The organism is Lutimaribacter saemankumensis (genome assembly GCF_900100005.1).
GTDB lineage: Bacteria > Pseudomonadota > Alphaproteobacteria > Rhodobacterales > Rhodobacteraceae > Lutimaribacter > Lutimaribacter saemankumensis.
Map to the genome: position 1 here is coordinate 843,719 of NZ_FNEB01000001.1, position 24,131 is coordinate 867,849.

The 24,131-nt window shown below is 64.9% G+C and carries 23 protein-coding genes; 6 read left to right on the forward strand and 17 right to left on the reverse strand.

All coding sequences use genetic code 11. The features are described from left to right. Positions 1 to 55: 55 nt before the first annotated feature. Complete coding sequence (gene rpiA, locus BLT50_RS04175; RefSeq protein WP_090026714.1) at positions 56 to 844, reverse strand: ribose-5-phosphate isomerase RpiA; 789 nt, start codon at positions 842 to 844, stop codon at positions 56 to 58. 120 nt (positions 845 to 964) lie between these two features. Here rpiA and BLT50_RS04180 point away from each other — a divergent pair, with 120 nt between their 5' ends. Further along, positions 965 to 1,660, forward strand: coding sequence for a glutathione S-transferase family protein (locus tag BLT50_RS04180; protein ID WP_090026716.1), 696 nt, complete (start codon positions 965 to 967; stop codon positions 1,658 to 1,660). 12 nt (positions 1,661 to 1,672) lie between these two features. Here BLT50_RS04180 and BLT50_RS19685 read toward each other — a convergent pair whose 3' ends face one another. Further along, positions 1,673 to 1,795 carry a hypothetical protein gene (locus BLT50_RS19685; protein WP_281241587.1) on the reverse strand — a complete coding sequence of 41 codons (123 nt, stop codon included), beginning with the start codon at positions 1,793 to 1,795 and terminating at the stop codon, positions 1,673 to 1,675. A gap of 170 nt (positions 1,796 to 1,965) precedes the next feature. Here BLT50_RS19685 and BLT50_RS04185 point away from each other — a divergent pair, with 170 nt between their 5' ends. Continuing rightward, on the forward strand, positions 1,966 to 3,339 hold the full coding sequence (locus tag BLT50_RS04185; RefSeq protein WP_090026718.1) for an L-serine ammonia-lyase: 1,374 nt from the start codon (positions 1,966 to 1,968) through the stop codon (positions 3,337 to 3,339). 128 nt (positions 3,340 to 3,467) lie between these two features. Here the strand turns inward: BLT50_RS04185 and BLT50_RS04190 are convergent, their stop codons facing one another. Further along, the gene (locus BLT50_RS04190) at positions 3,468 to 4,055 is read right to left on the reverse strand and encodes a riboflavin synthase (protein ID WP_090026719.1); all 588 of its coding nucleotides are present in this window, start codon (positions 4,053 to 4,055) and stop codon (positions 3,468 to 3,470) included. Positions 4,056 to 4,207: 152 nt separating this feature from the next. Here BLT50_RS04190 and BLT50_RS04195 point away from each other — a divergent pair, with 152 nt between their 5' ends. From BLT50_RS04195 to BLT50_RS04205, 3 genes are all read left to right on the forward strand, one after another. Continuing rightward, positions 4,208 to 5,488, forward strand: a complete 1,281-nt coding sequence (locus BLT50_RS04195) for a capsule biosynthesis protein (RefSeq protein WP_090027089.1) — start codon at positions 4,208 to 4,210, stop codon at positions 5,486 to 5,488. 168 nt (positions 5,489 to 5,656) lie between these two features. Beyond that, entirely contained in the window at positions 5,657 to 6,796 is a 1,140-nt protein-coding gene (locus BLT50_RS04200; RefSeq protein WP_245723272.1) for a polysaccharide biosynthesis/export family protein, read from the forward strand. Continuing rightward, positions 6,796 to 8,832 (forward strand): capsular polysaccharide biosynthesis protein, encoded by a 2,037-nt coding sequence (locus BLT50_RS04205; RefSeq protein WP_090026723.1) that lies wholly within the window; start codon positions 6,796 to 6,798, stop codon positions 8,830 to 8,832. The genes BLT50_RS04200 and BLT50_RS04205 overlap by 1 nt, the downstream gene beginning before the upstream one ends. Before the next feature lie 40 nt (positions 8,833 to 8,872). Here the strand turns inward: BLT50_RS04205 and ribD are convergent, their stop codons facing one another. From ribD to BLT50_RS04225, 4 genes are all read right to left on the reverse strand, one after another. Beyond that, positions 8,873 to 9,949, reverse strand: a complete 1,077-nt coding sequence (gene ribD / locus BLT50_RS04210) for a bifunctional diaminohydroxyphosphoribosylaminopyrimidine deaminase/5-amino-6-(5-phosphoribosylamino)uracil reductase RibD (RefSeq protein ID WP_090027091.1) — start codon at positions 9,947 to 9,949, stop codon at positions 8,873 to 8,875. A gap of 23 nt (positions 9,950 to 9,972) precedes the next feature. Next, a complete protein-coding gene (gene nrdR / locus BLT50_RS04215; RefSeq protein WP_090026725.1) occupies positions 9,973 to 10,446 on the reverse strand; it encodes a transcriptional regulator NrdR in 474 nt (157 codons plus the stop codon). A gap of 193 nt (positions 10,447 to 10,639) precedes the next feature. Then, positions 10,640 to 11,068 carry a c-type cytochrome gene (locus BLT50_RS04220; protein ID WP_090026727.1) on the reverse strand — a complete coding sequence of 143 codons (429 nt, stop codon included), beginning with the start codon at positions 11,066 to 11,068 and terminating at the stop codon, positions 10,640 to 10,642. A 169-nt stretch (positions 11,069 to 11,237) separates the two neighbouring features. Beyond that, entirely contained in the window at positions 11,238 to 11,642 is a 405-nt protein-coding gene (locus BLT50_RS04225) for a secondary thiamine-phosphate synthase enzyme YjbQ (RefSeq protein WP_090026729.1), read from the reverse strand. 101 nt (positions 11,643 to 11,743) lie between these two features. Between BLT50_RS04225 and BLT50_RS04230 the strand changes: the two genes are divergently transcribed. Next, on the forward strand, positions 11,744 to 12,658 hold the full coding sequence (locus BLT50_RS04230) for an AEC family transporter (RefSeq protein WP_090026731.1): 915 nt from the start codon (positions 11,744 to 11,746) through the stop codon (positions 12,656 to 12,658). Here the strand turns inward: BLT50_RS04230 and BLT50_RS04235 are convergent. From BLT50_RS04235 to BLT50_RS04280, 10 genes are all read right to left on the reverse strand, one after another. After that, positions 12,652 to 13,077, reverse strand: coding sequence for a hypothetical protein (locus tag BLT50_RS04235; RefSeq protein ID WP_090026733.1), 426 nt, complete (start codon positions 13,075 to 13,077; stop codon positions 12,652 to 12,654). The two genes, BLT50_RS04230 and BLT50_RS04235, sit on opposite strands and share 7 nt — an antisense overlap. A gap of 51 nt (positions 13,078 to 13,128) precedes the next feature. Next, the gene (locus BLT50_RS04240; RefSeq protein ID WP_090026735.1) at positions 13,129 to 13,743 is read right to left on the reverse strand and encodes a hypothetical protein; all 615 of its coding nucleotides are present in this window, start codon (positions 13,741 to 13,743) and stop codon (positions 13,129 to 13,131) included. 343 nt (positions 13,744 to 14,086) lie between these two features. After that, positions 14,087 to 14,362 (reverse strand): hypothetical protein, encoded by a 276-nt coding sequence (locus tag BLT50_RS04245; protein ID WP_090026737.1) that lies wholly within the window; start codon positions 14,360 to 14,362, stop codon positions 14,087 to 14,089. Positions 14,363 to 14,575: 213 nt separating this feature from the next. Continuing rightward, a complete protein-coding gene (gene rpoD, locus BLT50_RS04250) occupies positions 14,576 to 16,558 on the reverse strand; it encodes an RNA polymerase sigma factor RpoD (protein WP_090026739.1) in 1,983 nt (660 codons plus the stop codon). A gap of 122 nt (positions 16,559 to 16,680) precedes the next feature. Next, positions 16,681 to 18,615, reverse strand: coding sequence for a DNA primase (gene dnaG, locus BLT50_RS04255; RefSeq protein WP_090026741.1), 1,935 nt, complete (start codon positions 18,613 to 18,615; stop codon positions 16,681 to 16,683). 54 nt (positions 18,616 to 18,669) lie between these two features. Continuing rightward, positions 18,670 to 18,984 carry a hypothetical protein gene (locus tag BLT50_RS04260; protein WP_139170465.1) on the reverse strand — a complete coding sequence of 105 codons (315 nt, stop codon included), beginning with the start codon at positions 18,982 to 18,984 and terminating at the stop codon, positions 18,670 to 18,672. 67 nt (positions 18,985 to 19,051) lie between these two features. Beyond that, positions 19,052 to 19,597 (reverse strand): sarcosine oxidase subunit gamma, encoded by a 546-nt coding sequence (locus BLT50_RS04265; protein ID WP_090027093.1) that lies wholly within the window; start codon positions 19,595 to 19,597, stop codon positions 19,052 to 19,054. Continuing rightward, positions 19,590 to 22,520, reverse strand: a complete 2,931-nt coding sequence (locus BLT50_RS04270; protein ID WP_090026744.1) for a sarcosine oxidase subunit alpha family protein — start codon at positions 22,518 to 22,520, stop codon at positions 19,590 to 19,592. Before BLT50_RS04270 ends, BLT50_RS04265 begins: the two co-directional genes overlap by 8 nt. Beyond that, entirely contained in the window at positions 22,517 to 22,789 is a 273-nt protein-coding gene (locus BLT50_RS04275; RefSeq protein WP_090026746.1) for a sarcosine oxidase subunit delta, read from the reverse strand. Before BLT50_RS04275 ends, BLT50_RS04270 begins: the two co-directional genes overlap by 4 nt. A gap of 82 nt (positions 22,790 to 22,871) precedes the next feature. Next, positions 22,872 to 24,125 carry a sarcosine oxidase subunit beta family protein gene (locus tag BLT50_RS04280; RefSeq protein ID WP_090026748.1) on the reverse strand — a complete coding sequence of 418 codons (1,254 nt, stop codon included), beginning with the start codon at positions 24,123 to 24,125 and terminating at the stop codon, positions 22,872 to 22,874. Positions 24,126 to 24,131 lie beyond the last annotated feature (6 nt).

Consider the following 24,131-nt stretch of genomic DNA (forward strand, 5'->3'; position numbering starts at 1 on the left):
GGCAAAGGTATTTCACAAGCCAAAGGCGATGGCCAGAGCGCAGAAACGCCCCGCCTCAGTCGTCGAGATCGGCAAACAGGTTTTCGCTTTCGACGAAATCCAGCCGGTCGGTCTGAACCGTGCCTTCATTGATGTCGCGGGTTTCGACCCGGCCGTCGCCATATCCCACCACGACAACATCGCAGATATCGATGAACAACCCGTTTTCCACCACACCCGGAACCTGGTTCAGCACCATCGACAATTGCCGCGCATTTCCGATCCGGTTGAGATGCAGATCAAGGATGTGATTGCCCTCATCCGTCACGAAAGGCGCATCGCCATTCATCCGCAGCGTCACGTTGCGGCCAAGCACGTCCATCGAGATCAGCATCTCTTCGACCAGCGCCTTGGTGGTCTGCCAGCCGAACGGGATCACCTCGATCGGCAGCGGGAAAGCGCCCAGCGTTTCGACCTCCTTGCCGACATCCGCGATCACGATCATCTGGTCGCTTGCCGTCGCCACGATCTTTTCCTGCAACAGCGCGCCGCCGCCGCCCTTGATCAGGTTCAGATCGCCGTCGAACTCGTCGGCGCCGTCGATGGTCAGGTCCAGCCAGCGCGCCTCGTCCAGGCTGATCACCTCGATGCCGACCTCGCGCGCCAGCGCCGCGGTGCGCGTCGATGTGGGCACGCCGCGGATCTTCAACCCGTCATCGCGCACCATCTCGCCAAGGCAACGCACCATCCAGGCCGCTGTCGATCCGGTCCCCAGACCCACGCGCATTCCATCCTCGACGAAATCGACCGCACGCTTGGCGGCAACGAACTTGGCCTTGTCGATGGGGGACAATTCTCCGGTCATGGGCGCGACTCCTTTGCGTTTGCGGCCTTATAGGGGCTTGCGCCGCGCGTGGGTAGGGGCAATGCGCCACGCCCGCCGTCCCCACTTGCGCCCCGGCCGTCCCTGCCCGAATAATCCGCAATGACCTATCGTTTGCACCATGCCCCCGACAATGCATCGCTGATCGTGCGCCTGACCTTGCTGGAACTTGGCCAGCCGTTCGACGCCGTGCTGGTCGACCGGACGCGCCAGGCGCAGAAATCGCCCGCCTACCTGGCGCTCAATCCGAACGGGTTGATCCCGGTGCTGGAGACGGACAGTGGCCCGATCTTCGAAACTGGCGCGATCCTTCTGTGGCTCGCAGACCGCCACGGCGCCCTGATGCCCACGCCCGGCGATCCCCTGCGCGGCGAAGCATTGAAGTGGTTGTTTTTCCTGTCGAATACGCTGCATGCCGGATTGCGCATGCAGTTCTACCCTGCGGCATACGCGGGCGAAGATGCCCATGCGCAGGCATGTTTGCGCAAAACCAATGCCGCAAACCTGGCCACGCACCTGAAGAAACTCAATACGCTGGCGCAGGGGCACGACTGGCTTCTGGGGAACGATTTGAGCGCGCTCGACCTCTACCTCGCCCCGCTCTTGCGGTGGTGCGCGCTCTATCCGCTGGGGGACACTGGCTGGTTTGCCCTGTCCGACTACCCCGCGCTGGCCGCCATTCTCGAACGGCTCGAAACACGTGGCAGCGTCAAGGCGGCGGCCCAGGCCGAAGGGCTGGGGCCCCGCCCCTTCACCGATCCACGCCTCGCCACCCCGCCCGAAGGCAGCGCCACGTAAGCTGCCCGGGTTTCAGCGGCGGGGCTCTATCTGCGCAAGCTGCACCTGCTGCGGGGCCGTCGCCTGCGACGCGCCGCCTGCGGCGACAGCGACCTGGAACAGAAACAGGCCAATCAGCATAATGTTCCAGCGCATGAACATCCTCCGTTGCGCGAAATCCGAATGCGCGCTTTGTTTCAAATGCGGATTAAAACTTCGTTACCCGCGCAGCGATGGCGGAAGCGCCGGGCAAGCCGTCGCTTTCATGCTGGCCATGATGCGGGGGCTGAGCCATCCTCGGCCGGACTGCGCGAAAGGGTTTGGCAATGTTCCTGTCGGTTCTCGATCTCTTCAAGGTGGGTATCGGCCCCTCCTCGTCCCACACGATGGGGCCAATGGTGGCCGCCTCGCGTTTCCTCGACAGCCTGCGCGCCGCGCCCTTCACCGTCCATGGCCTGCGCGGGTCGCTGCATGGCAGTCTCGCCTTCACCGGGGTCGGGCACGCCACCGACCGCGCGACGATCCTCGGGCTCGCCGGATTCTCGCCCGACACCTATGATGCGGAAGCTGCCGAAGAAACGCTGGCAAGGATTCACGCGACCGCGACGATCGATGCGCCCGGCCTTGGCCCGCTGCGGTTCGATCCGAAATCCGACCTGCTTTTCGATTACGGCCCCGCTCTGCCCGGGCATGCCAACGGCATGATCCTGATGGCCAACGACGCGCAGGGTGACGTGATCATGCGCGAAACCTACTACTCCGTGGGCGGCGGCTTCGTCATGACCGAGGCGGAACTGGCCGCGGGCAAGGACACCGACGACGGCGCGCCCGTGCCCTACCCGTTCAAATCCGCGGCCGAAATGCTGGAAATGGCGACGACCTCGGGCAAAACCATCGCCCAGATGAAACGCGCCAACGAAATCAGCCGCATCGGCGCCGACCGGCTCGATCAGGGCATCGCCCGCATATGGGAGGTCATGAACGACTGCATCGACCGCGGGCTGGCCAATGACGGCATCCTGCCGGGCGGCCTGAACGTGCGGCGCCGCGCAAGGGCCATCCACGAAAAACTGCTCGCCGAGCGCGGCATGAACCTCACCGCCCCCCATGTCATCAACGACTGGATGAGCACCTATGCCATGGCCGTGAACGAGGAAAACGCAGCCGGCGGCCAGGTCGTCACGGCCCCCACGAACGGCGCCGCGGGCGTGGTTCCCGCCGTCATCCGCTACTGGCTCGATCATGTGCCGGGCGCCAGTGCGAACCGGCTGGACGATTTCCTTCTCACCGCCGCCGCGATTGGCGGGCTGGTGAAATACAACGCCTCCATATCGGGCGCCGAGGCCGGGTGCCAGGCCGAGGTCGGCAGCGCCTCGGCCATGGCGGCCGCCGGGCTCTGCGCGGTTCTGGGCGGCACCCCGGAACAGATTGAAAACGCGGCAGAAATCGCGCTCGAACATCACCTTGGCATGACCTGCGACCCGGTCAAGGGGCTGGTGCAGGTGCCTTGCATCGAACGCAACGGGCTTGGCGCGATCAAGGCGGTTTCGGCGGCATCGCTCGCCCTGCGCGGCGACGGGCAGCATTTCGTCCCGCTCGACGCGGCGATCGAAACCATGCGCCAGGTAGGCGCCGACATGCACGAGAAATACAAGGAAACCTCGCTCGGGGGGCTGGCCGTCAACATCCCCAATTGCTGAGAAAGCCGCGTTTTCTCTTTCCGCAAATATCCCGGGGTGTCTGAGGGGCAGCGCCCCTCAGCGCGGCGTCGCCCGGAACGGGCGGCGCAAGACCTGCCGACGCGCCGCAGGCGCGGCGTCCATCAGGCTCAGGAAAATTCGGCAAGCCGGGCGACATAGCGCGCCAGCGTGTCGATCTCGAGGTTGATGCGGTCGCCCACCGCCACATCGCCCCAGGTCGTGGCCTCTTTGGTGTGCGGAATGATGTTTACCCCGAAATCGCAGCCATCGACCTCGTTCACGGTCAGCGAGGTGCCGTTCAGCGCGACCGACCCCTTGGGCGCGATGAACCGCGCCAGGGTTTCGGGGGCGCGGAACGTGATGCGCGTGCTGTCGCCTTCGTCGCGGATGTCCACGACCTCGGCCACGCCGTCGACATGGCCCGACACGATATGCCCGCCCAGCTCGTCCCCGACCTTCAGGGCACGCTCCAGGTTCACACGGCGCCCCTCGGTCCAGTCCCCGATCGCGGTTTTCGACACGCTCTCGGCACTGATATCCACGTCGAACCAGCCCGCGCCCTTTTCGACAACCGTCAGGCAAACGCCGTCGCAGGCGATCGAGGCCCCAAGATCGACCCGCCCCATGTCATACCGCGTTTCGATCCGCGCGCGCAGATCACCGCGCTGATCCAGCTTCGCGATGCGCCCGATATCGGTGATGATGCCCGTGAACATGGCCGGCCTCCCCAGAATGCTGCCCCTGACCTAGCCTTGCCGCGCCCACATGGCAAGCGGCCGTCGATTTTGCCTTATTATTGTCCGAACTCCACGCTATGACACCAGGGTGTGAGAGTGTGAGCGTACGGGTGCCGACGATGACCGAAACGATGACGGGCGACAGGGTGTTCCTGTTCCTGCAGGGGCCGCACGGTCCCTTTTTTCACCGGCTGGGCCGCATGCTGCGCCTGACCGGGGCAAAGGTCTGGCGCGTGGGCTTCAACGCGGGCGACCGGGCGTTCTGGTTCGACGCGGACACCTACATCCCCTATCGCGGCGCTGCCGAAGACTGGCCCGCGCGCTTTGACGCGCTACTATCCGAAAAAGGCGTGACCGACGTCGTGATCTATGGCGACACGCGCTTTGTCCATGCCCAGGCGATCGAGCGGGCGCACAAGGCCGGCCTGACCGTGCATGTTTTCGAAGAAGGCTATCTTCGCCCCTACTGGGTGACATACGAGCGCGACGGATCGAACGGAAACTCGCGGCTGATGGACATGACGGTCGCGGCCATGCGCAAGGCGCTGGCCCAGTCCGACATGGACGCCCCCGTCCCGCCGGCCCATTGGGGCGACATGCGGCACCATATTTTCTACGGCGCGCTTTACCATTGGTTCGTGATGTTCCGAAACGGCGGATACCGCAATTTCCGTCCGCACCGCGCCCTGCCCGTCACCAAGGAATTCCAGCTTTACCTGCGGCGGTTGCTGCTGATGCCGGTGCACAGCCTGGAACGGCGCATCGCCACCTGGCGTATCCGAAACGGCGGCTTTCCCTATCACCTTGCGCTGCTGCAGCTCGAACATGACAGCTCGTTCCAGCGCCATTCGCCGTTCTCGACGATGACCGAATTCCTGGCCCCCGTTATCGATGGGTTCGCCAAGGGCGCACCGGGCCATCATCACCTCGTGATCAAGGCCCATCCCCTCGAAGACGGCCGTGTTCCCTTGCGCGCGGAAATCCGGCGCATGGCCGCCGAGGCCGGGGTGCGCGACCGGGTGCATTACGTGCGCGGCGGCAAGCTGGCCGAATTGCTGAACGAGGCGCGCTCGGCCGTGACGGTGAATTCGACCGCGGCACAGCAGGTTTTGTGGCGGGGCATCCCGCTCAAGGTGTTCGGCCGTGCGGTTTATGCAAAGCCGGAATTCGTGTCGACCCAGCCGCTCGAGCAGTTCTTTTCACAACCCGAGCGCCCGGACCGCAAGGCGTATGGCGATTACAGGCGTTACCTGCTGGAAACCAGCCAAGTGCCCGGCGGGTTCTATTCGGCGCGTGGGCGGCGGCAATTGCTGCGTCACGTCGTCGACATGATGCTGGCCGCCGAAGACCCGTATGACGCGCTGAAATCCGGCACGGCCGCACCGCGCCAGCAGCTTCGCGTGGTCTCCTGAACGCCATAACGGCGTCTTGCGGGCAGCAACGCAAACGCGACCGCCATGCAACACACAGGCGACCGCGCGCGCGGCCGGGCGCGTGGCGCTGGATTTTTTCCAGCCCATAAGGTACCTTCGCCGAAAAAATACCGAGGCAGAACAATAACAGGTCGAGGAGACCGAGTAGTGAAACCCCAAACCTCCCGCTGGGCGAAGTGTGTCGCCCTTGTTCTCGTGGCGTCTGTTGTGTCGTCCTGCGGATTGTTGCCGCGTGTTGGCCCGAACAAGCGCGAGATTTTTGCAGGCTCGGTCCTGCGCGAGGGCGACGCTTTCGTCGTCGCGGTCAACGACCGCGTGACGCGCGCCACCGCGGTGGTGCCCGCGCTCGGGTTTACCGATGATTTCAAGAACGCGGGCCTGCTTGGCTCGGATACGATCCGGCCGGGCGACACGCTGGGCCTGACCATCTGGGAAAACGTCGATGACGGCCTGCTGGCCGGCGAAGGCGTCAACGCGACCGCGCTGGAAGAGGTCCAGGTCGACGGCGCGGGCTTTATCTTCGTGCCCTATGCCGGCCGCATCCGGGCCGCGGGCAACACCCCCGAAGCCCTGCGTCGCGTCATAACCGCCCGCCTCGAAGAACAGACCCCCGAACCCCAGGTCGAGGTGCGCCGCCTGGCAGGCGACGGATCGACCGTCAGCATCGTCGGCGCGGTGGGCGGCCAGGGCGTCTATGCCATCGAACGCCCGACCCGCACGCTGTCGTCCATGCTGGCCCGTGCCGGCGGCGTGTCGATCGCACCCGAAATCGCACAGATCACCGTGATCCGCGGCGACAAGCGATCCAAGGTCTGGCTGCAGGATCTTTACAAATATCCCGATTTCGATATCGCGCTGCGCGCCAATGACCGCATCCTCGTCGAAGAGGACACCCGGTCCTTTACCGCGCTCGGCGCCACCGGCAGCCAGTCGCGCGTGCCGTTCGAGACGCAAACACTCAGCGCGATCGAGGCGATTGCCCAGGTCGGTGGCCTGCTGGCCAACGCGGCCGACCCGACCGGCGTCTTCGTGATGCGCAACGAACCCGCCGAGATCGCGAACCGTGTACTGGGACGCAACGACCTGCAAGGGGCGCAGCGCATGGTCTATGTTCTGGACCTGACACAGCCCAACGGCATGTTCATGGCGCGCGACTTCTCGATCCGCGACGACGACACGCTCTACGTGACCGAAGCGCCGTTCAACCAGTGGAACAAGGCGATTTCTGCCCTGACCGGATCGCTGACCACGGTCGATACGCTGAACAATATCGGCACCGGCAACTGATGCATGACGAGGCGAATGGTGGCTTGGCCGCCGGGGCATCCCCCCGGCGGCTTTTCCATTTCAACGCCGGCTTCCTGACCCAGCGCCGCGTGCGGCGAATCCTGCAACTGGCCGGATACCAGCCGACCATCGGCAAACCGGGCGCGGATGATCTTGTGGGGGTCTGGGGGCATTCCCCCTATGCCGGTCGCGGCGAGGCCGCGGCCAAGGCCAGCGGGGCCGCGCTTGTCCGCATCGAGGACGCGTTCCTGCGGTCGCTTTTCCCCGGCCGTTCGGGCGAGCCGCCATTGGGGCTGGTGATCGACCATGGCGGCATGCATTTCGATCCCACGCAACCATCCGATCTTGAGCGTATCCTGACCGAGACCCCGCTCGACGATGCCGCGCTTCTGGCGCGGGCGCGCGGGGCCATCGCCCGCCTGCGAGAGGCGCAACTGACCAAGTACTCAGCCGTCGATCCTGCCGCCGCACCGCCGGACCCCGGATACGTCCTGGTGATCGACCAGACGCATGGCGATGCCTCGGTCACGCACGGCATGGCGGATGCCAATTCCTTTCGTGAAATGCTGTTTCACGCACGCGACGACCATCCCGGCGCGCGCATATTGATCAAGACCCACCCCGAAACCGTGGCGGGACACCGAAAGGGGTATTTCGGGCCCGACGATCTGGACGACCGCACCGCGTTCCTGACCGATCCGGTCAGCCCCTGGGCGTTGCTCGAAGGGGCCATCGCCGTCTACACCGTGTCGTCGCAAATGGGGTTCGAGGCCATCATGGCCGGCCACCGCCCGCATGTGTTCGGGCGGCCTTTCTATGCCGGATGGGGCCTGACCGAGGATCTGCACAGCATCCCGCGCCGCCACCGCACACTGACACGCGCGCAGCTTTTTGCCGGGGCGATGCTGCTTTACCCGGTCTGGTACGATCCGTTCCACGACCGGCTGTGCGAGCTGGAAGAGGTGATCGACATCCTCGACGCGCAGGCCCGCGCCTGGCGCGAGGACCGGCACGGCTGGGTCGCGCAGGGCATGCGACTTTGGAAACGCGGGGCGATCCAGGGCTTCTTCGGTGCGGCCAAGGGTGTGCGTTTCGCCGACGACCTGGAAAAAGCGCGCGGTTTGGCCGCGAAATCGCGCGCCCGGCGCATGGTCTGGGCCACGCAGGCCCGCGCCGACGACGATGCCGTGCGGGTCGAGGACGGGTTCCTGCGGTCGCGCGGGCTGGGCGCGAAACTGGTGCCTCCGCTGTCGCTGGTATGTGACGATCTGGGGATCTATTACGACCCCACCCGCGAAAGCCGGCTGGAACGGCTGATCGCCAAACGCGCTGACCTGCGCCCCGACCAGGCAGACCGCGCCCGCGCGCTGATCGGTCGGATCACGCGGTCGGGGCTGTCGAAATACAACCTCGGCGGCGCGCAGCCCGACCTGCCCCAAGGCCGGCTGATCCTGGTGCCCGGCCAGGTCGAGGACGACGCGTCGATCCTTGCCGGCACGGAAAAGGTTTCGACCAATCGCGCGCTGCTCGAAGCGGCGCGGGCCGCGAACCCCGATGCGGTGATCCTGTACAAACCCCACCCCGATGTCGAAGCCGGGCTTCGCAAGGGCAACATCGCACCGATCGACCTTGTCGGACTGGCAGACCGCGTGCTGGACCTGAGCGACCCGGCCGCCCTTCTGCCCCGGATCGACGAGGTCTGGACCATGACGTCACTTCTAGGGTTCGAGGCCCTGCTGCGCGGGGTTCCGGTCGTCACGCTCGGTGCACCGTTTTATGCCGGATGGGGGCTGACGCGGCATCTAGGGCCCCACCTGCCAAGGCGCACAGCGCGCCCGACTTTGGAAGCGTTGGTTCATGCCGCGCTGATCGATTATCCCCGCTACCGCGATCCCGTGACCGGGCAGCCCTGTCCTGTCGAGGTTATCGTCACGCGGCTGGAGGACGGCCGCCTGCCCGCACCAGGTATGCCATTGCGCTTGCTGTCGAAAATTCAGGGGATATTCGCCAGCCAGGCACATTTGTGGCGGCGTTGACGGAAATGGCCGCGATGCAAAGGCATTCTTGCAAGCCCGGTCACGCCACCTTTCGCTGCCAGCGGTGAAGGATATCGCCACCCACTGCGCGGGTTTCGACCAGATCGAACCGTGGTGCACTGGCCAGGCGTTCCACACCCATGACGCCGACGGCCGGCCGGCCCTCGGCACCGATAACGGCACCGGCCGTGAATCCCACCAGTTCGTCTACCAGACCCGCCGACAAGAGCGAGGCCGCAAGCGCCCCGCCCCCTTCGCAAAAGACGCGGGTCAACCCGGCCTGGGCCAGCGCCTGCAAGACGGAGGCGGGATCGAGCTGCCCGCCCGCAAGCGCGCATTCCAGCCGTTTCGCACCGATCCCGTCCCAGGCCTCGGCCAGCGGTGCATCCGCATCGGGCCCGTGGCAAAGCCAAAGCGGCACGTCGCCAGCCGTCTGAGCAAGGGTCGAGCTTAACGGCAGGTCCAGCCGACGCGACACCACGACCCGGACCGGTTGGCGCACGTTGCCCATGCCGCGCACTGTCAGCGATGGATCGTCGGCGCGCGCGGTGCCCGCCCCGACCATCACCGCGTCGTGCGACACACGCATCGCGTGCACGGCGCGGCGCGCCTCGGGGCCGGTGATCCATTGGCTTTCGCCTGTCGCCGTGGCGATGCGCCCGTCAAAACTGCTGGCCAGTTTCAGCGTGACCCAGGGACGCCCCTGCCCGCGCGCAAGCCGGAATCCGGCCAGATCCTGCGCGGCCTCGGCAGCCAGAACCCCGGTGTCCACCTGGATACCCGCCGCGCGCATCTGCGCAAGGCCGCGGCCCGCCACCCTGGGATCGTTGTCTTCGATCGCGACGACCACGCGCGCGACGCCCGCGTCGATCAGAGTTTGCGCGCAAGGCGGGGTCTGGCCGTGATGCGCGCAGGGTTCCAGCGTGACATAAGCCGTCGCACCGCGCGCAAGCGCGCCCGCCTGGGCCAATGCTTGGGGTTCGGCATGGGGGCGGCCGCCCGGCGCGGTCCAGCCACGCCCGACGATCCGGCCCTCGTGCACGATGACGCACCCCACGGCCGGGTTCGGCCATGCGTTACCTTGGCCGCGCCGCCCGAGCGACACGGCCAGTGCCATGTAACGGGCATCGGCGGCTTCGGTCACTCTTCCGGGGCCGCGTCCACATCAGGACGAAGCTCGGAGACGAATTTGTCGAAATCGTCCGCAGCCTGGAAGTTCTTGTAAACGCTGGCAAAACGCACATAGGCCACGGTGTCGATCCGGGCGAGCGTTTCCATCACTATCTCACCGATTGTCTTGGACGGGATGTCGGTTTCGCCAAGGCTTTCCAGCCGCCGGACGATACCGGAAATCATCTGGTCGATGCGCTCGGGTTCGACAGGACGTTTCTGCAAAGCGATCCTGATCGAGCGTTCCAGCTTGTCGCGATCGAAATCCTCGCGCCGGCCATTCGACTTGATCACCACGAGATCGCGCAGCTGCACCCGTTCATAGGTGGTGAACCGCCCCCCGCAGGCCGGGCAGAAACGCCGCCGGCGGATCGAAACATGATCCTCTGCCGGGCGTGAATCCTTAACCTGCGTATCAATATTTCCGCAAAACGGGCAGCGCATGGCCGTTCCCCTTTTTCTTCTGTCTCAGCCTCAGGGTCGTGGGTGTACCCCCACTTATCCACAGGCACTATAGGGCAGCCGCGAGGTTTTGTGTAGACACAATAATCACCCACCAGATCGGCTGTTTTCGCCATGCCTCGGAGCAGCCGGGGCGCCGGCGAAAACGCCGGCGCCCAACCTGTCGCGCGCAGGACTATTGCTGGACGGTTTGCAGGTAATAGACCAGCGACAGGATGCGCCCCTGAACGATCTCCCTGGTATCTATTCCAGGGTGGAAGGTGTGCGGGTTGGCCTCTTCTGCGAAGAGATCGCCCCATACTGGCATCTCGGAATTGCCATGCGCACCGATCTGCCGCGTGCCGTCTATGGCCTGGTAGGTCTCGGAAAACGGAAAGGCGCCGTTGTTTTCCTTGGCCAGAAGCTGAAGATTTCTTGGCTTTTGCGCGAAAAGATCGGCAACGGGCCCGTCACCCGCCCCCGCCGCGCCATGGCAGACGGCGCAATTCTCCTTAAAAAGAGCCTCACCGATCATGGCGGGTTGCGCCTGAGTGGCGGCGCCAAGGCCCGAAATCGCAACGGCAAAAAGAAAAAGACTGGAACAGGATTTGTCGAGAAACATCATGTCTCCTCCTCCCGGAGATGGTTGTCGTTGAAGTCTCCTGTGAAACGTCAGCCCGGCCCTCACCGGGCGCAATGGTCAACAACGCTGCCAGCCTGCAGCCAACCCGGTGACGTGGCATTGATCTGCGTCAACCATTCTCGGGCGCAGAATTTGTCCACCCCCGCGGAGATCACCCCAGATGCGCGGCCACTTGCCGGTGATGCGGCGCATCGCGATGTTCGAAAAGGTAAATGCCTTGCCAGGTGCCAAGGCGCATCCGCCCGCCCTGCACGGGAATCTGCAGGCTGACCGGCAACAGCGCCGCCTTTATATGGGCAGGCATGTCATCGGGGCCTTCGTAGGTGTGCGTCAGGTAGGCCATGGACGGATCGGTCGTGGGCGGCACCAGCCGGTCAAAGAAATTGCGCAGGTCGATGCGCACTTCGGGGTCGGCGTTTTCCTGGATCAGCAGGCTGGCCGAGGTATGGCGGATCATCAGCGTCAGCAGCCCATCGCCCCGAACCCAAGCGGCGACATCGCGCGTGAATTCGTACAGGCCCTGGCCCTCGGTTCGGATTTCAAACGTGGTCTGCATGACGGCCCGGAACGCGCGCTGTTTTGACGGGGCCAAGCTTTACACTGCCGGGCCGTGGGGGCAAGAAGGCCGGGACAACGCGCAAGCCCGGGCCCTTTCCCATGCTACCCATCCTTTTGACAGGGCTTTTGCCCAGTTTCCTGCTTGTCTGCCTGGGCGGACTGGTGCGCAACCGCCTGTCGGAAAATGCCTGGGCCGGGCTGGACCGGCTGAATTTCGAAATCCTGTTTCCCGCGCTGATCTTTACCGCCGCCGCGGCACGTCCCATCGCGCCGGAAAGCCTGGTGATCGTCGGGCCGCTGGTCTGGGCGGTGCTTGGCCTGGGGCTGGCCCTGGGATGGCTGGCACGCCCCTTCGGCCCCGAGCGGTTCCTCGACTACGCCGGAGCGTGGCAGACGGCGTGGCGCTTCAACACCGCGCTGGGGTTCGTGGTGGTGCAGGCGCTGCCCTCGGCCGATCTGGCCTATTACTCGGTAACGATCGGGCTGGCGATCCCGATGGCCAACGTGTTTGCCGTGTCGGCCCTATCGCGTGGCGAGGGGCTGTCGGCCGGTCTGGCCCTGCGCAAGGTCGCGCTGAACCCGTTTCTTCTGGCCAGCCTGGCGGGCGTCGCCGTTGGCGTCAGCGGAGTTGCGATCCCCGCGCCGGTCCTTGCGCCCGTAACGCTGCTGGCGCAGGCCGCCATTCCCGTTGCGCTGATATCCATCGGGGCCACGCTGAACTGGCGGGCACTTGCGAAACTCGACCGGTTTTCCGCGATCCTTGTCGGAACCAAGCTGGTGGCCCTGCCGATGGCGGTCAGCCTTTGCGCCTTGGTGCTTGGGGCAAGCGGCCCGATCGTTCCGGTCCTCGTGGTATTCGCGGCCCTGCCCACCGCGTCGGCCGCGCATGTGCTGGCGGCGGGTTTCGGCGCCGACCGCAAGCTGCCCGCCACGCTGATCGCGCAGACGACGCTGATCAGCGCCATGACCCTTCCCGTCTGGATGACCGTGGCCGAGGTGTTGGCCCGTCAATAAAGCCAGATCGGATCGTCTTCGTAGCAAAAGCTGTTGCGCGCCATGCCGACCGAAACGTTGAACCCCGGTTCCGTCACCGACAGGCTGAAATTAAAGCCCTGACCCGCACGGCGGCCCTCGCCATCGTCGAGTATGAAGGCCACTGCGCGTCGGCCCGGCTGGGTCTGGCTGGGGCCGCGGCCACGCAGGATCGACAGGCGCTTGTTCGCGGGGGCGTTCAGGACGTTGCGGGCATAATCCGCCGCCGCGCAGAAATACTGCTGCGGACCCGAACCGGGCCTGCCGATCACCTCGAAGGTGCCTTGCCCCTCAAGCGCATTCACGCGATGCGCATTCAGCGCGACATAATCGGCTGCAGCTGCTGGGCTGACCCCGGCAACGGCAAGGCCAATAGCAATGGCATGGGCGACTCGCGACATGATCGGCACTCCTTTCGCGTATGAATATAGCGCAGAAGGCAACCGCGCGCCTCACGTTTGGGTGAGGGTCGCACGCGTCATGCCGGGCGCGCCTGACAGCTCTTTTCGGATATGGGCGTCGGCGGCGTCCGCAACCCGGTCGAGCCCACCCATCTGCGCGAACTCGGCCTCGAGCAGCTTGACCGCGGGCGCGACCGGCTTGCCCACATCGTGGCGGTCCACAAGGTCGACCGCACGGCTCATGAGGTCAGTTACCAGCGGCAGGCCGATTACCGAGGCAAGCGCGCCTATTTCGAGAAGCCGCGTCTTTTCTCCGGTATTCACCAGATGCAAAAGCCCGCCATGGCCCAGGCATTTGTGGCAGTCCGCAACCCCAAGCGCCACCTGTTCGACATGAGAGAATCTGCAAGCCGGGTTTCCACGGGCTTTGCGCTCTGCCCGCCGTGCGATCCGCTGCCAATTCCAGCGGCTGCCGGACCTAGGCACAATCCATCGCGGGTGCCATCGGGATAGTGCGAACACGGCGAACGACACACTCAGCCCGACACCGATGAAAAGCGTCGCAAATTCAAGCGACCGGCCGCATTCCGCCAAGTCCTGAACGCACAGCGAACGCAACCCATACGGAACAAAACCGCCAATCATCGCGATGGCAAAACCACTCATGAACGCACCTCGGAAACCAAGCTGCCCTTCCTGTAAACCACGATTCTGAAAGGATTAAGGCATGGCGGTGGCACGATCCCGCCATTGAGGTCCGTCATCGCACTTATGCATTCGACGGGTCAAACCCTGCCCTATTTCAGAAACGGAAATCAACCCACGCACGAAGAGACAAAGAGCGGGTGCGGGACGGAGAACGCCCCCGCGTCGATGCCGGTCGATAACAAGCCGATCCCCCTGTTACGAAGAACGAAAAAGGCGCCCCAAAAGGCGCCTTTCCTGACAGTGCCCGTTTGGGCCGTGTCGTCATGATGGCGCGCCGGATGCGGCGCGTGGGCCTGCGATCTCAGGCAGCCTCGCGGCTGGCCTCGATGGCGGGAACGATGCGGAACCCTTCCTTTTCCATCTGGCGCAGGGCGGCGAGTGCGGCCTTGGTCTTGGCGCGGCGGGCATCGCCCCATGCCGATTTCAACGCGGCCTTGTCAGCCTTTGGGTTGGCCTTCAGATACTCCACCTTCCAAAAGGCCAAAGCCATCTTGCGGGCAAGCTTGCGGCGGGCTTTCTGCTCGGGGGTACGCGCCTTTGCAGTCGTCGCGGCGGTTTTGTCTTGTGTGTCTTCCATTGGGATAATCCTGTATGGGGAAGCCTGCGCCGGACACGTCCGGGCCCTTGGCCGGGCCGCATGACGGGGCGCATGGCTTCGCATTACGCCCAAGATTGCGTTTGCGCTAGCAAAATGTGACGAATTTCAACCAAGCCGCGCATTTTTTGCGATTGCGTCACAAAAAAACCGGCCCGTTTCGGGGCCGGCTTTCGCATGTCTTAAGGCTTTGCCCTATTGATCGAGGAACGACCGCAGCTTGCGCGACCGGCTGGGATGCTTGAGCTTGCGCAGCGCCTTGGCTTCGATCTGGCGGATACGTTCGCGGGTCACGCTGAACTGCTGACCCACTTCTTCAAGCGTGTGGTCGGTGTTCATGCCGATGCCGAACCGCATGCGCAGAACACGTTCCTCACGCGGGGTAAGGCTGGCCAGAACGCGGGTGGTGGTTTCCTTCAGGTTTTCCTGAATGGCGGAATCCAGCGGCAGGATCGCGTTCTTGTCTTCGATGAAATCGCCAAGCTGGCTGTCTTCCTCGTCCCCGATCGGGGTTTCGAGGCTGATCGGTTCCTTGGCGATCTTCATCACCTTGCGGACCTTTTCCAGCGGCATCTGGAGCTTTTCCGCCAGTTCCTCGGGCGTCGGTTCGCGGCCGATCTCGTGCAGCATCTGGCGGCCTGTGCGCACCAGCTTGTTGATCGTTTCGATCATGTGCACCGGGATACGGATCGTGCGGGCCTGGTCCGCGATCGAACGTGTGATCGCCTGGCGGATCCACCATGTCGCATATGTCGAGAACTTGTAGCCGCGGCGGTATTCGAACTTGTCCACCGCCTTCATCAGGCCGATGTTGCCTTCCTGGATCAGGTCAAGGAATTGCAGGCCACGGTTGGTGTATTTCTTGGCGATCGAAATCACGAGACGCAGGTTGGCCTCGACCATTTCCTTTTTCGCCTGGCGGGCTTCTTTCTCGCCCTTCTGGACCTGCTGCACGATACGGCGGAATTCGCTGATATCCAGACCCACATACTGGCCCACCTGGGCCATGTCGGCGCGGAGTTCCTCGATCTTGCCGGTCGAGCGTTCCATCAGCATTTTCCAGCCGCGGCCGGTCTTTTGCTCCATGTCCTCGAGCCAGGTCGGGTCCAGCTCGCGACCGCGGTATTCGTCGATGAATTCGCGGCGGTTGATGCGGGCCTGGTCGGCCAGCTTGACCATCGCGCTGTCGATCGACATGACCCGGCGGTTGATGCCGTAAAGCTGGTCGATCAAAGCCTCGATCCGGTTGTTGTGCAGGTGCAGTTCATTCACCAGCAGCACGATTTCGGACCGCAGCGCCTGATAGGTCGCCTCGTCATCCGCGGAAAAGCTGGAGTCCTCATTCAGCGTGGCGGAAATCCGGCTGTCCTGCATCTCGGACAGGCGCGCATAGTCGTCTGCGATCCGGTCGAGCGTTTCCAGAACCCGCGGCTTGAGAGCGGCTTCCATCGCGGCAAGCGACATGTTGGCCTGATCGTCTTCGTCGTCGTCGACCTCTTTCGCGATCGGGTTGCCGTCGGCGTCCAGTTCGGGCTCGTCGTCCTTTTTCGACTCCGACGGTGCGTTCGGCACGTTCGCGGCCTCGACCACGGGTGCTTCGTCGTCGCCGTCGATCTGGTTTCCGAACGTCGCCTCGAGGTCGATCACGTCGCGCAGAAGAATGTCCTCGGACAGCAATTCGTCGCGCCAGATGGTGATCGCCTGAAAGGTCAGTGGGCTTTCGCACAGACCGGCGATCATGGTGTTCCGGCCGGCCTCGATCCGCTTGGCGATGGCGATTTCGCCCTCGCGGCTGAGCAGTTCTACACTGCCCATCTCGCGCAGATACATGCGCACCGGGTCATCGGTGCGGTCAAGTTTTTCGGCGGTGCCCGTCGAGAGAGTGACATCGCGGCTGGAAGAGGTCTCGACCACGGCGGTCGATTTGCCTTCTTCGTCCTCGGCCTCTTCTTCCTCGATGATGTTGATGCCCATTTCGGACAGCATCGACATCACGTCTTCGATCTGCTCCGAGCTGACCTGATCGGGCGGCAGCACCTGGTTGAGCTGGTCGTAGGTGATGTAGCCCCGCTCACGCGCCTCGGCGATCATCTTCTTGACCTGCGCCTGGCTCATGTCGAGAGAGACTTCGGCTTCGCTTTCTTCCTGCTGGGTGTCGTCGGCGTCTTTGGCTGCCATTCAAAGCTCCTGCAAGGGCATCGGGGCGTCGAATTGATTCGCTTGAACCGAATCATTAACGCGTTCTCGGTGATTCGTGCACCGTCTACCCTGTTTTCTTTACCTATTCCTCACCAAAACCTCTACCTGCGCGGTTTGGTAAATGTGATCTTGTTCAGAAGCGCGTCAAATGCGCTTCGCTCGTCGCGGTCGATCATCAGCCCGTTCGGCCCCTGATCATAGGTCGCCTTGTCCTCCTGCTGGCTGCGCAATGCGCGGTTGCGTGCCTCGGCCGCCTGGCGCAGGCGCCATGTGACGGCTTCGTCGGCTACGCCCGAAAGCTCTTCCTCGGCTTCGGCGATTTCCGCATTCAGGCCGCGCAGGGCGGCCAGCTTGCCGAAGGCTTCGGTCACGGTCAGCCGCGCCTGTTCCAGATCGCCGGGCCGGCGCACCGCCGGGCAAATGGTGACGTGGGGAATGCGCATCAGGTTTTCAAGGGCGTCTTCGCCGACGCGCGCCGCCACGACCGCGCGCGCATCGTCGTCGCCGTGCAGCCCAAGCAAGGCACCACGGATCGCATCGTGATCGGTGTCGCTGCACTCCATGCGTTCAAGCTGCGGTTCGACCTCTTCGATCAGTTCCGGGGTGCAGATCAGCGACGCGAGGATCACCGCCTCGCGCAGATGTTCCTGCACACGGTCGTCCGACGCCGCCAGAAGCGATGTCTTGGTGCTGGCCTGAGGTGTTCCCGGCGCCTGCCATTTACGCGATTGCATGGCACCGCCACGGGCACGGCGCGGATTGAACAGGTGCCAGCGCATGTCCTTGATTGCCTGGCCGTAATGGCTGCGGATCGACGGATCGCGGATCGTCATGATCTTGTCGCGCAGCGTCTTGTCCAGCGCGGCGCGGCGTTCGGGGCTGTCGAAAACCTGGCCCTCGGTTTCGCGGCTCCAGAGAAGCTGGACCATCGGCTGCGCCTGATCCAGAAGCTTTTGCATCGCCCCTGCCCCACTGGCGCGGATCAGGTCGTCGGGATCCTGTCCCTCGGGCAGGATGACGAACCGAAGGGATTTCCCCGCCTCAAGCAGCGGCAGCGCCAGGTCGATCACCCGGTGCGCGGCGCGCAGCCCCGCCTTGTCGCCATCGAGCGCGATCACCGGCTCGTCCGCGATCCGCCACAAAAGCCGCAACTGGTCCTCGGTGATCGCGGTGCCGAGCGGCGCGACCGTCGCCCCGAACCCCGCCTGCACCAGCGCGATCACGTCCATGTAGCCTTCGGCCACGATCAGCGGCTGGCCCTTGCCGGCCGCCTCGCGCGCGGGGCCGTGCCAATACAGGTTGCGCCCCTTGTCGAAGAGTTCGGTTTCGGGGCCGTTCAAATACTTGGCGCGGGCGTTCGGGTCCATTGCGCGCCCGCCAAGCGAAATGCACCGCCCGCGCGGATCGCGGATCGGAAAGATGATGCGCCCGCGAAACCTGTCATAGGGCGCGCGCCCGTCATCGGGTCGCGCGGCCAATCCGGCATCTATGATCTTTTGCGGGTCGATCCCCTTGCCCGTCAGATGGGCGAACAGCGCGTTGCCCTCGGGCGCATAGCCCAGTTCGAAACGGTCCTGCGCTGCCGCGTCCAGCCCGCGCCGCGCCAGGTAGTCGCGCGCCGCACCGGCCGCCTGCTGGTTGAGCGACAATCGAAAGAATTTGACCGCCTGCTCCATGATCTCGGCCAGTTCGCCGCGCCGGTCCGCCTTTTGGGCGGCCTGCGGATCGCGCGCGGGCATCGTCATCCCGGCCTCGCGCGCAAGGATTTCGATCGCCTCCATGAAGTCGACATTCTCGGTCTCGCGCACAAAGGAAATTGCATCCCCCTTGGCGTGACAGCCAAAGCAGTAATAGAACCCCTTGCGGTCATCGACGTGGAAAGACGCCGTTTTTTCCTGATGGAAGGGGCAAGGCGCCCACATGTCGCCCTTGCCCTGGTTGGACTTGCGATTGTCCCAAATCACCTTGCGCCCCACCACCTGCGAAAGCGAGGTTCGGCTGCGCAGTTCGTCCAGGAATCCGGGGGGCAAGCTCATGCCCACGAATATCGGTCCTGCGGGGCGGATTGTCCAGCGGCACCGCGCGCGGGATCAGGGTTTGTAGCCGTCGCAGGCGCTGCGGAATTCGCCGGCCACATTTCCCTGCAACTGCGCATCGTTCAGCGAATAGACCCATCCCGTCAGCGGCGAAATCGCCTCGTTATAGGGTGTGGCGAGGTTGGCCCGGGCGCGGGTAATCATTCGGATTGCCCGGTTTTCGCGCTTGCCCTCGGTGCGCATGGCGACCGCCTGCTGCACGATTTCCGCCTGGGCCGCGCAACGCGCTGACCGTTCCTCGGCGGTTTCCGCATGTGCCAGGCCAAGGCTTGCCGCCACGAAGGCTGCGGCCAGAACGTAAGGTTTCATGATGATCCCCCTGTCGGTGTGCTGCCCAACGTGATCGCAAATGGCGCCCATGCGTGCAAGCCCCATGCTACCCCCGTGCCGCCACAGCGCGCAACGCGACCTGCAGATCGTGCACCAGGGTTTGGGCCATCGACCGGAACACCATGACCTGAAAGGCATCGCGTCCAACACGGGTGATCGCGGCCTGCATGTGCTGCAGCTCGCTTCTGGCGGTGGCCCCCACCGGAAACGCGGCCGGGCGCAGATCGAGCGGCGTCAACCGCGCCAGCACGTCGCGCGCGCCCTTTCCGTCAATCCGCACGACCGCCCAGGCATCGCCTTGATCCGTCAGCGCGGCATGATTGGCCAGCGACGCCTTGGGCGCCACGCCCATCAGCAGCGCATGCGAGTGCCCGAACCACTGGATGCGCGCATCGCCTGCGGCATCGCTCTGGCCAGGCGCGGGCCAGCCCAGCCCATGCGCACGCGTCAGAGCGGTGTTCAGCGTCTTTTCCTTGCCCCGGAACGGGGCGATTGCGGTAATCGGGCCGGGATCGACCTCGGACACGGTGACGCCGCCCTCGGAGATCGGCAGCAGCCCCGCACAGGGGGATTTGGCGACAAGTTCAGCCACGGGCACGCCCTCCTTCGGGGTCGAAGAACACCGGGTCGACCACCTGGCAGGTGGTTTCGATCTGCCGGACATGATCGACCATGCGGATTTCCTCACCGTGGCGGGCGCGGCCGTCCTTCAGGAAACCAAGCCCCAGGAAATGCCCCAGCGTGGGCGAAAACCCGACCGACGTGATATAGCCCTGGTCGTTTTCACGCACCGGCGCGGCCCCGGCATCGAAGAGATGCGCGCCCGCGGTCAGTTTCTTCACCGCACCGGTCGGCACCAGCCCCACAAGCTGCTCCCGCTCGGGGCCCGACAGGCCGGGGCGCGCGGCCATCGCCTTGCCGATGCAGTCCTTTTTCGCGCTGACCATCCGCTCCATCCCGATGTCGAAAGCGGTTGTGCGCCCGTGGATTTCGGAATGGGTGATAAAACCCTTCTCGATCCGCAGAACGTTCAGCGCCTCCATCCCGTAGGCGCCGCCGTCCAGCTCTTCGGCGCGTTGAACCAGCAAGCGGAACAGGCTTTCGCCGTAACGCGCCGGGACCGCCACCTCATAGGCGTGTTCGCCGGAAAACGAGATGCGGAACAGCCGTCCAGCCACGCCCATCACCGACACAGGCCCGCAAGCCATGAAGGGAAAGCCGTCATCGTCGATCGGATCGTCCAGGATACCGTTCAGCACCTCGCGCGATTTCGGGCCGGCAACGGCGAACTGCGCCCATTGCTCGGTCACCGAGATGAAGCTGACATCCATCTGCGGCACAAGGCACTGGTGCACGAATTCCATGTGCTTCATCACCTGCCCGGCCGCCGCGGTCGTGGTCGTCATCAGGAAATGATGTTCGCCCAGCCGCGCGGTGGTGCCGTCGTCCATCACATGCCCGTCCTCGCGCAGCATCAGGCCATAGCGCGTGCGCCCCACCTTCAGCGACGAGAACATGTTGGTGTAGAGAAAATCGAGAAACGCCGGCGCATCCGGCCCCTGCACGTCGATCTTGCCCAGGGTCGAGACATCGCAGACGCCGACGGCCCGCCGCACCATGCCGACCTCGCGGTCGCAGGATTGCCGCCATGTCTTTTCCCCCTCGCGCGGGAAATAGCTGGGCCGGTACCACAGCCCGGCCTCGATCATCGGGGCGCCCATGTCCACGCTGACCTGATGCGAGGTGGTGAACCGCTGTGGCGCGAACCCCGCGCCCTGTGCCCCCGCCCCCATCGCGGCGATCGGCACCGGCACGAAGGGCGGGCGATAGGTGGTGGTCCCGGTTTCGGGGATGCCGCGCCCGGTCGCATCGGCCAGAACCGCCAGCGCGTTGACGTTCGAGTTCTTGCCCTGGTCGGGCGCCATGCCCTGCGTGGTATAGCGCTTCATATGCTCGACCGAGCTGTAGTTTTCGGTCGCCGCCAGCTTTACGTCCTTCACCGTCACGTCGTTCTGGAAATCCAGCCACGCGCGTCCCTTGCCGGGCACCGCCCAAAGCGGGCTGATGCGGTAGGGCGCGTCCTCGGCCTGTGGCAGGTCGATCTTGCGGGCGCGCTTGCCCAACTCCCTGATCACGGCCCTGGCCGCCTCCAAGCCGCCCGAAAGGCAGGCATGGGTCGAAAAATCACCCCGGCAGGCCCCCGCCGCCACCAGCCCCGGCACGGCGCCGTCGCGCGGCACGAAGGCGGCCAGCGCCGGCGACCAGTCCGGCCGACCGTTCATGTGGCAGGTCAGGTGCAGCGTCGGGTTCCAGCCGCCCGACATCGCCAGGCAATCGGTCTGCACCTTGTCGATGCCCGACAGCGTCGCGATCGAAATCGCCTCGAGCCCGCCGCGGCCATGCGCATTCGTCACCTGCGCCCCCGCGTAGAACCGTACCGGCAGGTCGGTGCTGGCCTCGGGGCGCGCGTCGATCAGCGCGGCCACATGCACACCCGCCGCCAGCAGGTCGGCCGCCGTGCGGTGCGCATCGTCGTTGTTGCCGAAGACCGTCACCGTCTTGCCCGGACTGACCGCCCAACGGTTCACATATGCGCGCAGCGCCCCCGCCATCATCACGCCGGGGCGATCGTTGTTCTGGAATGCCACCGGGCGCTCAAGCGCGCCGGCGGCCAGGATCGTGCGCCGCGCCGCGATGCGCCAGAAACATTCGCGTGGTGCGCCGGTACGCGCGGCCACATCCGGCGACAGCCGCTCCAGCGCGCCGTAGGTGCCGCCATCATAGGCGCCGGTCACGGTGGTGCGCGTCATGATCCGCACATTGCCCATCGCGTAGAGGTCGTCGGTCACCGCCTGCGCCCAATCGGCGCCCGGACGGCCATCGACCTCGACCGTTTCGGCATTGAGCCGCCCGCCGGTGCGCACGTCCTCGTCCGCAAGGATCACGTCGAGCCCCGCCCGCCCCGCCGCCAGAGCCGCCATCAGCCCGGCGGGCCCCGCCCCGATAACCAGGACGTCACAATGGGCATAAGCCTTTTCATAGTGGTCCGCATTGGGCGCCCCCGAAAGCGCCCCCAGACCGGCCGCGCGCCGGATCATCGGCTCGTACAGACGCTCCCAGAATTTCGCGGGCCACATGAACGTCTTGTAATAGAAGCCCGCGCCAAGGAACGGCGCGAACAGGTCGTTCAGCGCAAGCAGGTCATACTCGAGGCTGGGCCAGCGGTTTTGCGATTGCGCGACCAGCCCCTCGCAAAGTTCGGTCGTGGTGGCGCGCAGGTTCGGCTCGGACGCCGCGCCCTGGCCGATCGTGACCAGCGCGTTGGGCTCTTCCGATCCGGCCGAGAACACCCCGCGCGGACGGTGATACTTGAACGACCGCCCGACGACGCGCACATCATTGGCGATCAGCGCCGAGGCCAGCGTATCGCCCTGGAACCCGCCGTATTCGCGCCCGTCGAAGGTGAAACGCAGCGCCTGGCTGCGGTCGATCTGCCCGGGTTTGTCCAGCCTCATGCCGCGCCCCCCTTCACGTCCCGCGCCAACGCGGCGGCCGTGATTTCATGGCTGACGGTATCGCGGTCAACCACCAGCCAGGCCCCGCAGCCCAAACCGTGGAACCAAAGGTCGCGCGTCGGCCCGGCGGGATTGTCGCGGTTGTGGACGTAGTCGTCCCAGGCCTGCGCGCCGGCCTCGGGCTCGGGCCGGTCCAATGCCTGCGCGTGCCCCATGTAATCGAACTCGCGGATGTCGCGGCTGCCGCAGAGCGGGCACGGAATCCTCATGCTGTCCCCCCGGGGACGCTGTGCCGCGCCCCCTGCTTCATCTTGCCTGAAATACTCAAATCCGCCATCTGCCAGCCGCGCCTCAATGCAGGTTGTGCTGGGCGCCGGTGCCCTCTTCGTCCATCAGCCCGATGCCGGTTCGGAACCGGTCCAGCCGATAGCGCGCGGCCGCCGGGTGCGGGCGGTCCTGCGCGATGAGATGGGCAAAGCAGTTGCCAGATCCCGGAACCGCCTTGAACCCGCCATAGCACCAGCCGCAATTCAGATAGAGACCGTCGATATGCGTGCGGTCGATGACGGGCGAGCCGTCGGGCGACATATCCATGATGCCGCCCCACGACCGCAGAACCCGCGCCTTGCCGATCATCGGCATCAGCGTCATCGCGGCCTCCATGACGTGTTCGGCCATCGGCAGGTTGCCGCGCTGCGCGTAAGAGGCGTAGAAATCCAGGTCGCCGCCAAAGACAAGCCCGCCCTTGTCGGACTGGCTGATATAGAAATGCCCCATGCCAAAGGTGACGACGTGGTCGATCACGGGTTTCAGGCCCTCGGTCACGAATGCCTGGAGGATGTGGCTTTCGATGGGCAGGCGCATCCCGGCCATTGCCGCGACCTGGCTGGAGCGGCCGGCGACGACAATGCCAACCTTGCGCGCCCGGATCGCCCCGCGCGAGGTCTGCACCCCCGTGACCCGGCCGTTTTCCACGTCGATGCCCGTGACCTCGCAGTTCTGGATGATGTCGACGCCGCGGCTGTCGGCCCCACGCGCATAACCCCAGGCCACCGCGTCATGGCGCGCGGTGCCGCCGCGCGGATGGAGAAGCCCGCCATAGATCGGGAAGCGGATATTGTCGAAATCGAGATAGGGCACCAGTTTGCGCACCCCCTCGCGGTCCAGCAGGACGGCGTCATCGCCCTGGTTGATCATCGAATTGGCCCGCCGCGCGAACGCATCGCGCTGGCCATCGGAATGGCACAGGTTCAGCACGCCGCGCTGGCTCATCATCGCGTTGTAGTTCACTTCCTGCTCCAGCCCTTCCCATAGCTTCAGGGAATGACTGTAGAATTCGGAATTTCCCGGCAGGTTGTAATTGGCGCGCACGATCGTGGTGTTGCGCCCGACATTGCCGCCGCCGATATAGCCCTTTTCCAGAACGGCGATATTGGTCAGGCCGTGTTCCTTGGCAAGGTAGAAGGCCGTCGACAATCCATGCCCGCCGCCGCCGATGATGATGATGTCATAGTCGGATTTCGGCGCGGGGTCGCGCCAGTGCGGCCGCCATCCCTTGTTGCCGGTCAATCCCTCGGTCAGGACACGCAGGCCCGAAAAGCGCATGAGACA

Excerpts from the sequence above, each read along its gene's own strand:
- rpiA (WP_090026714.1), bottom strand. The coding sequence starts at position 844 with ATGACCGGAGAATTGTCCCCCATCGACAAGGCCAAGTTCGTTGCCGCC.
- BLT50_RS04180 (WP_090026716.1), top strand. The coding sequence starts at position 965 with ATGACCTATCGTTTGCACCATGCCCCCGACAATGCATCGCTGATCGTG.
- BLT50_RS19685 (WP_281241587.1), bottom strand. The coding sequence starts at position 1,795 with ATGCGCTGGAACATTATGCTGATTGGCCTGTTTCTGTTCCAGGTCGCT.
- BLT50_RS04185 (WP_090026718.1), top strand. The coding sequence starts at position 1,966 with ATGTTCCTGTCGGTTCTCGATCTCTTCAAGGTGGGTATCGGCCCCTCC.
- BLT50_RS04190 (WP_090026719.1), bottom strand. The coding sequence starts at position 4,055 with ATGTTCACGGGCATCATCACCGATATCGGGCGCATCGCGAAGCTGGAT.
- BLT50_RS04195 (WP_090027089.1), top strand. The coding sequence starts at position 4,208 with ATGACGGGCGACAGGGTGTTCCTGTTCCTGCAGGGGCCGCACGGTCCC.
- BLT50_RS04205 (WP_090026723.1), top strand. The coding sequence starts at position 6,796 with ATGCATGACGAGGCGAATGGTGGCTTGGCCGCCGGGGCATCCCCCCGG.
- ribD (WP_090027091.1), bottom strand. The coding sequence starts at position 9,949 with ATGGCACTGGCCGTGTCGCTCGGGCGGCGCGGCCAAGGTAACGCATGG.
- nrdR (WP_090026725.1), bottom strand. The coding sequence starts at position 10,446 with ATGCGCTGCCCGTTTTGCGGAAATATTGATACGCAGGTTAAGGATTCA.
- BLT50_RS04220 (WP_090026727.1), bottom strand. The coding sequence starts at position 11,068 with ATGATGTTTCTCGACAAATCCTGTTCCAGTCTTTTTCTTTTTGCCGTT.
- BLT50_RS04225 (WP_090026729.1), bottom strand. The coding sequence starts at position 11,642 with ATGCAGACCACGTTTGAAATCCGAACCGAGGGCCAGGGCCTGTACGAA.
- BLT50_RS04230 (WP_090026731.1), top strand. The coding sequence starts at position 11,744 with ATGCTACCCATCCTTTTGACAGGGCTTTTGCCCAGTTTCCTGCTTGTC.
- BLT50_RS04235 (WP_090026733.1), bottom strand. The coding sequence starts at position 13,077 with ATGTCGCGAGTCGCCCATGCCATTGCTATTGGCCTTGCCGTTGCCGGG.
- BLT50_RS04240 (WP_090026735.1), bottom strand. The coding sequence starts at position 13,743 with ATGAGTGGTTTTGCCATCGCGATGATTGGCGGTTTTGTTCCGTATGGG.
- BLT50_RS04245 (WP_090026737.1), bottom strand. The coding sequence starts at position 14,362 with ATGGAAGACACACAAGACAAAACCGCCGCGACGACTGCAAAGGCGCGT.
- rpoD (WP_090026739.1), bottom strand. The coding sequence starts at position 16,558 with ATGGCAGCCAAAGACGCCGACGACACCCAGCAGGAAGAAAGCGAAGCC.
- dnaG (WP_090026741.1), bottom strand. The coding sequence starts at position 18,615 with ATGAGCTTGCCCCCCGGATTCCTGGACGAACTGCGCAGCCGAACCTCG.
- BLT50_RS04260 (WP_139170465.1), bottom strand. The coding sequence starts at position 18,984 with ATGAAACCTTACGTTCTGGCCGCAGCCTTCGTGGCGGCAAGCCTTGGC.
- BLT50_RS04270 (WP_090026744.1), bottom strand. The coding sequence starts at position 22,520 with ATGAGGCTGGACAAACCCGGGCAGATCGACCGCAGCCAGGCGCTGCGT.
- BLT50_RS04275 (WP_090026746.1), bottom strand. The coding sequence starts at position 22,789 with ATGAGGATTCCGTGCCCGCTCTGCGGCAGCCGCGACATCCGCGAGTTC.
- BLT50_RS04280 (WP_090026748.1), bottom strand. The coding sequence starts at position 24,125 with ATGCGCTTTTCGGGCCTGCGTGTCCTGACCGAGGGATTGACCGGCAAC.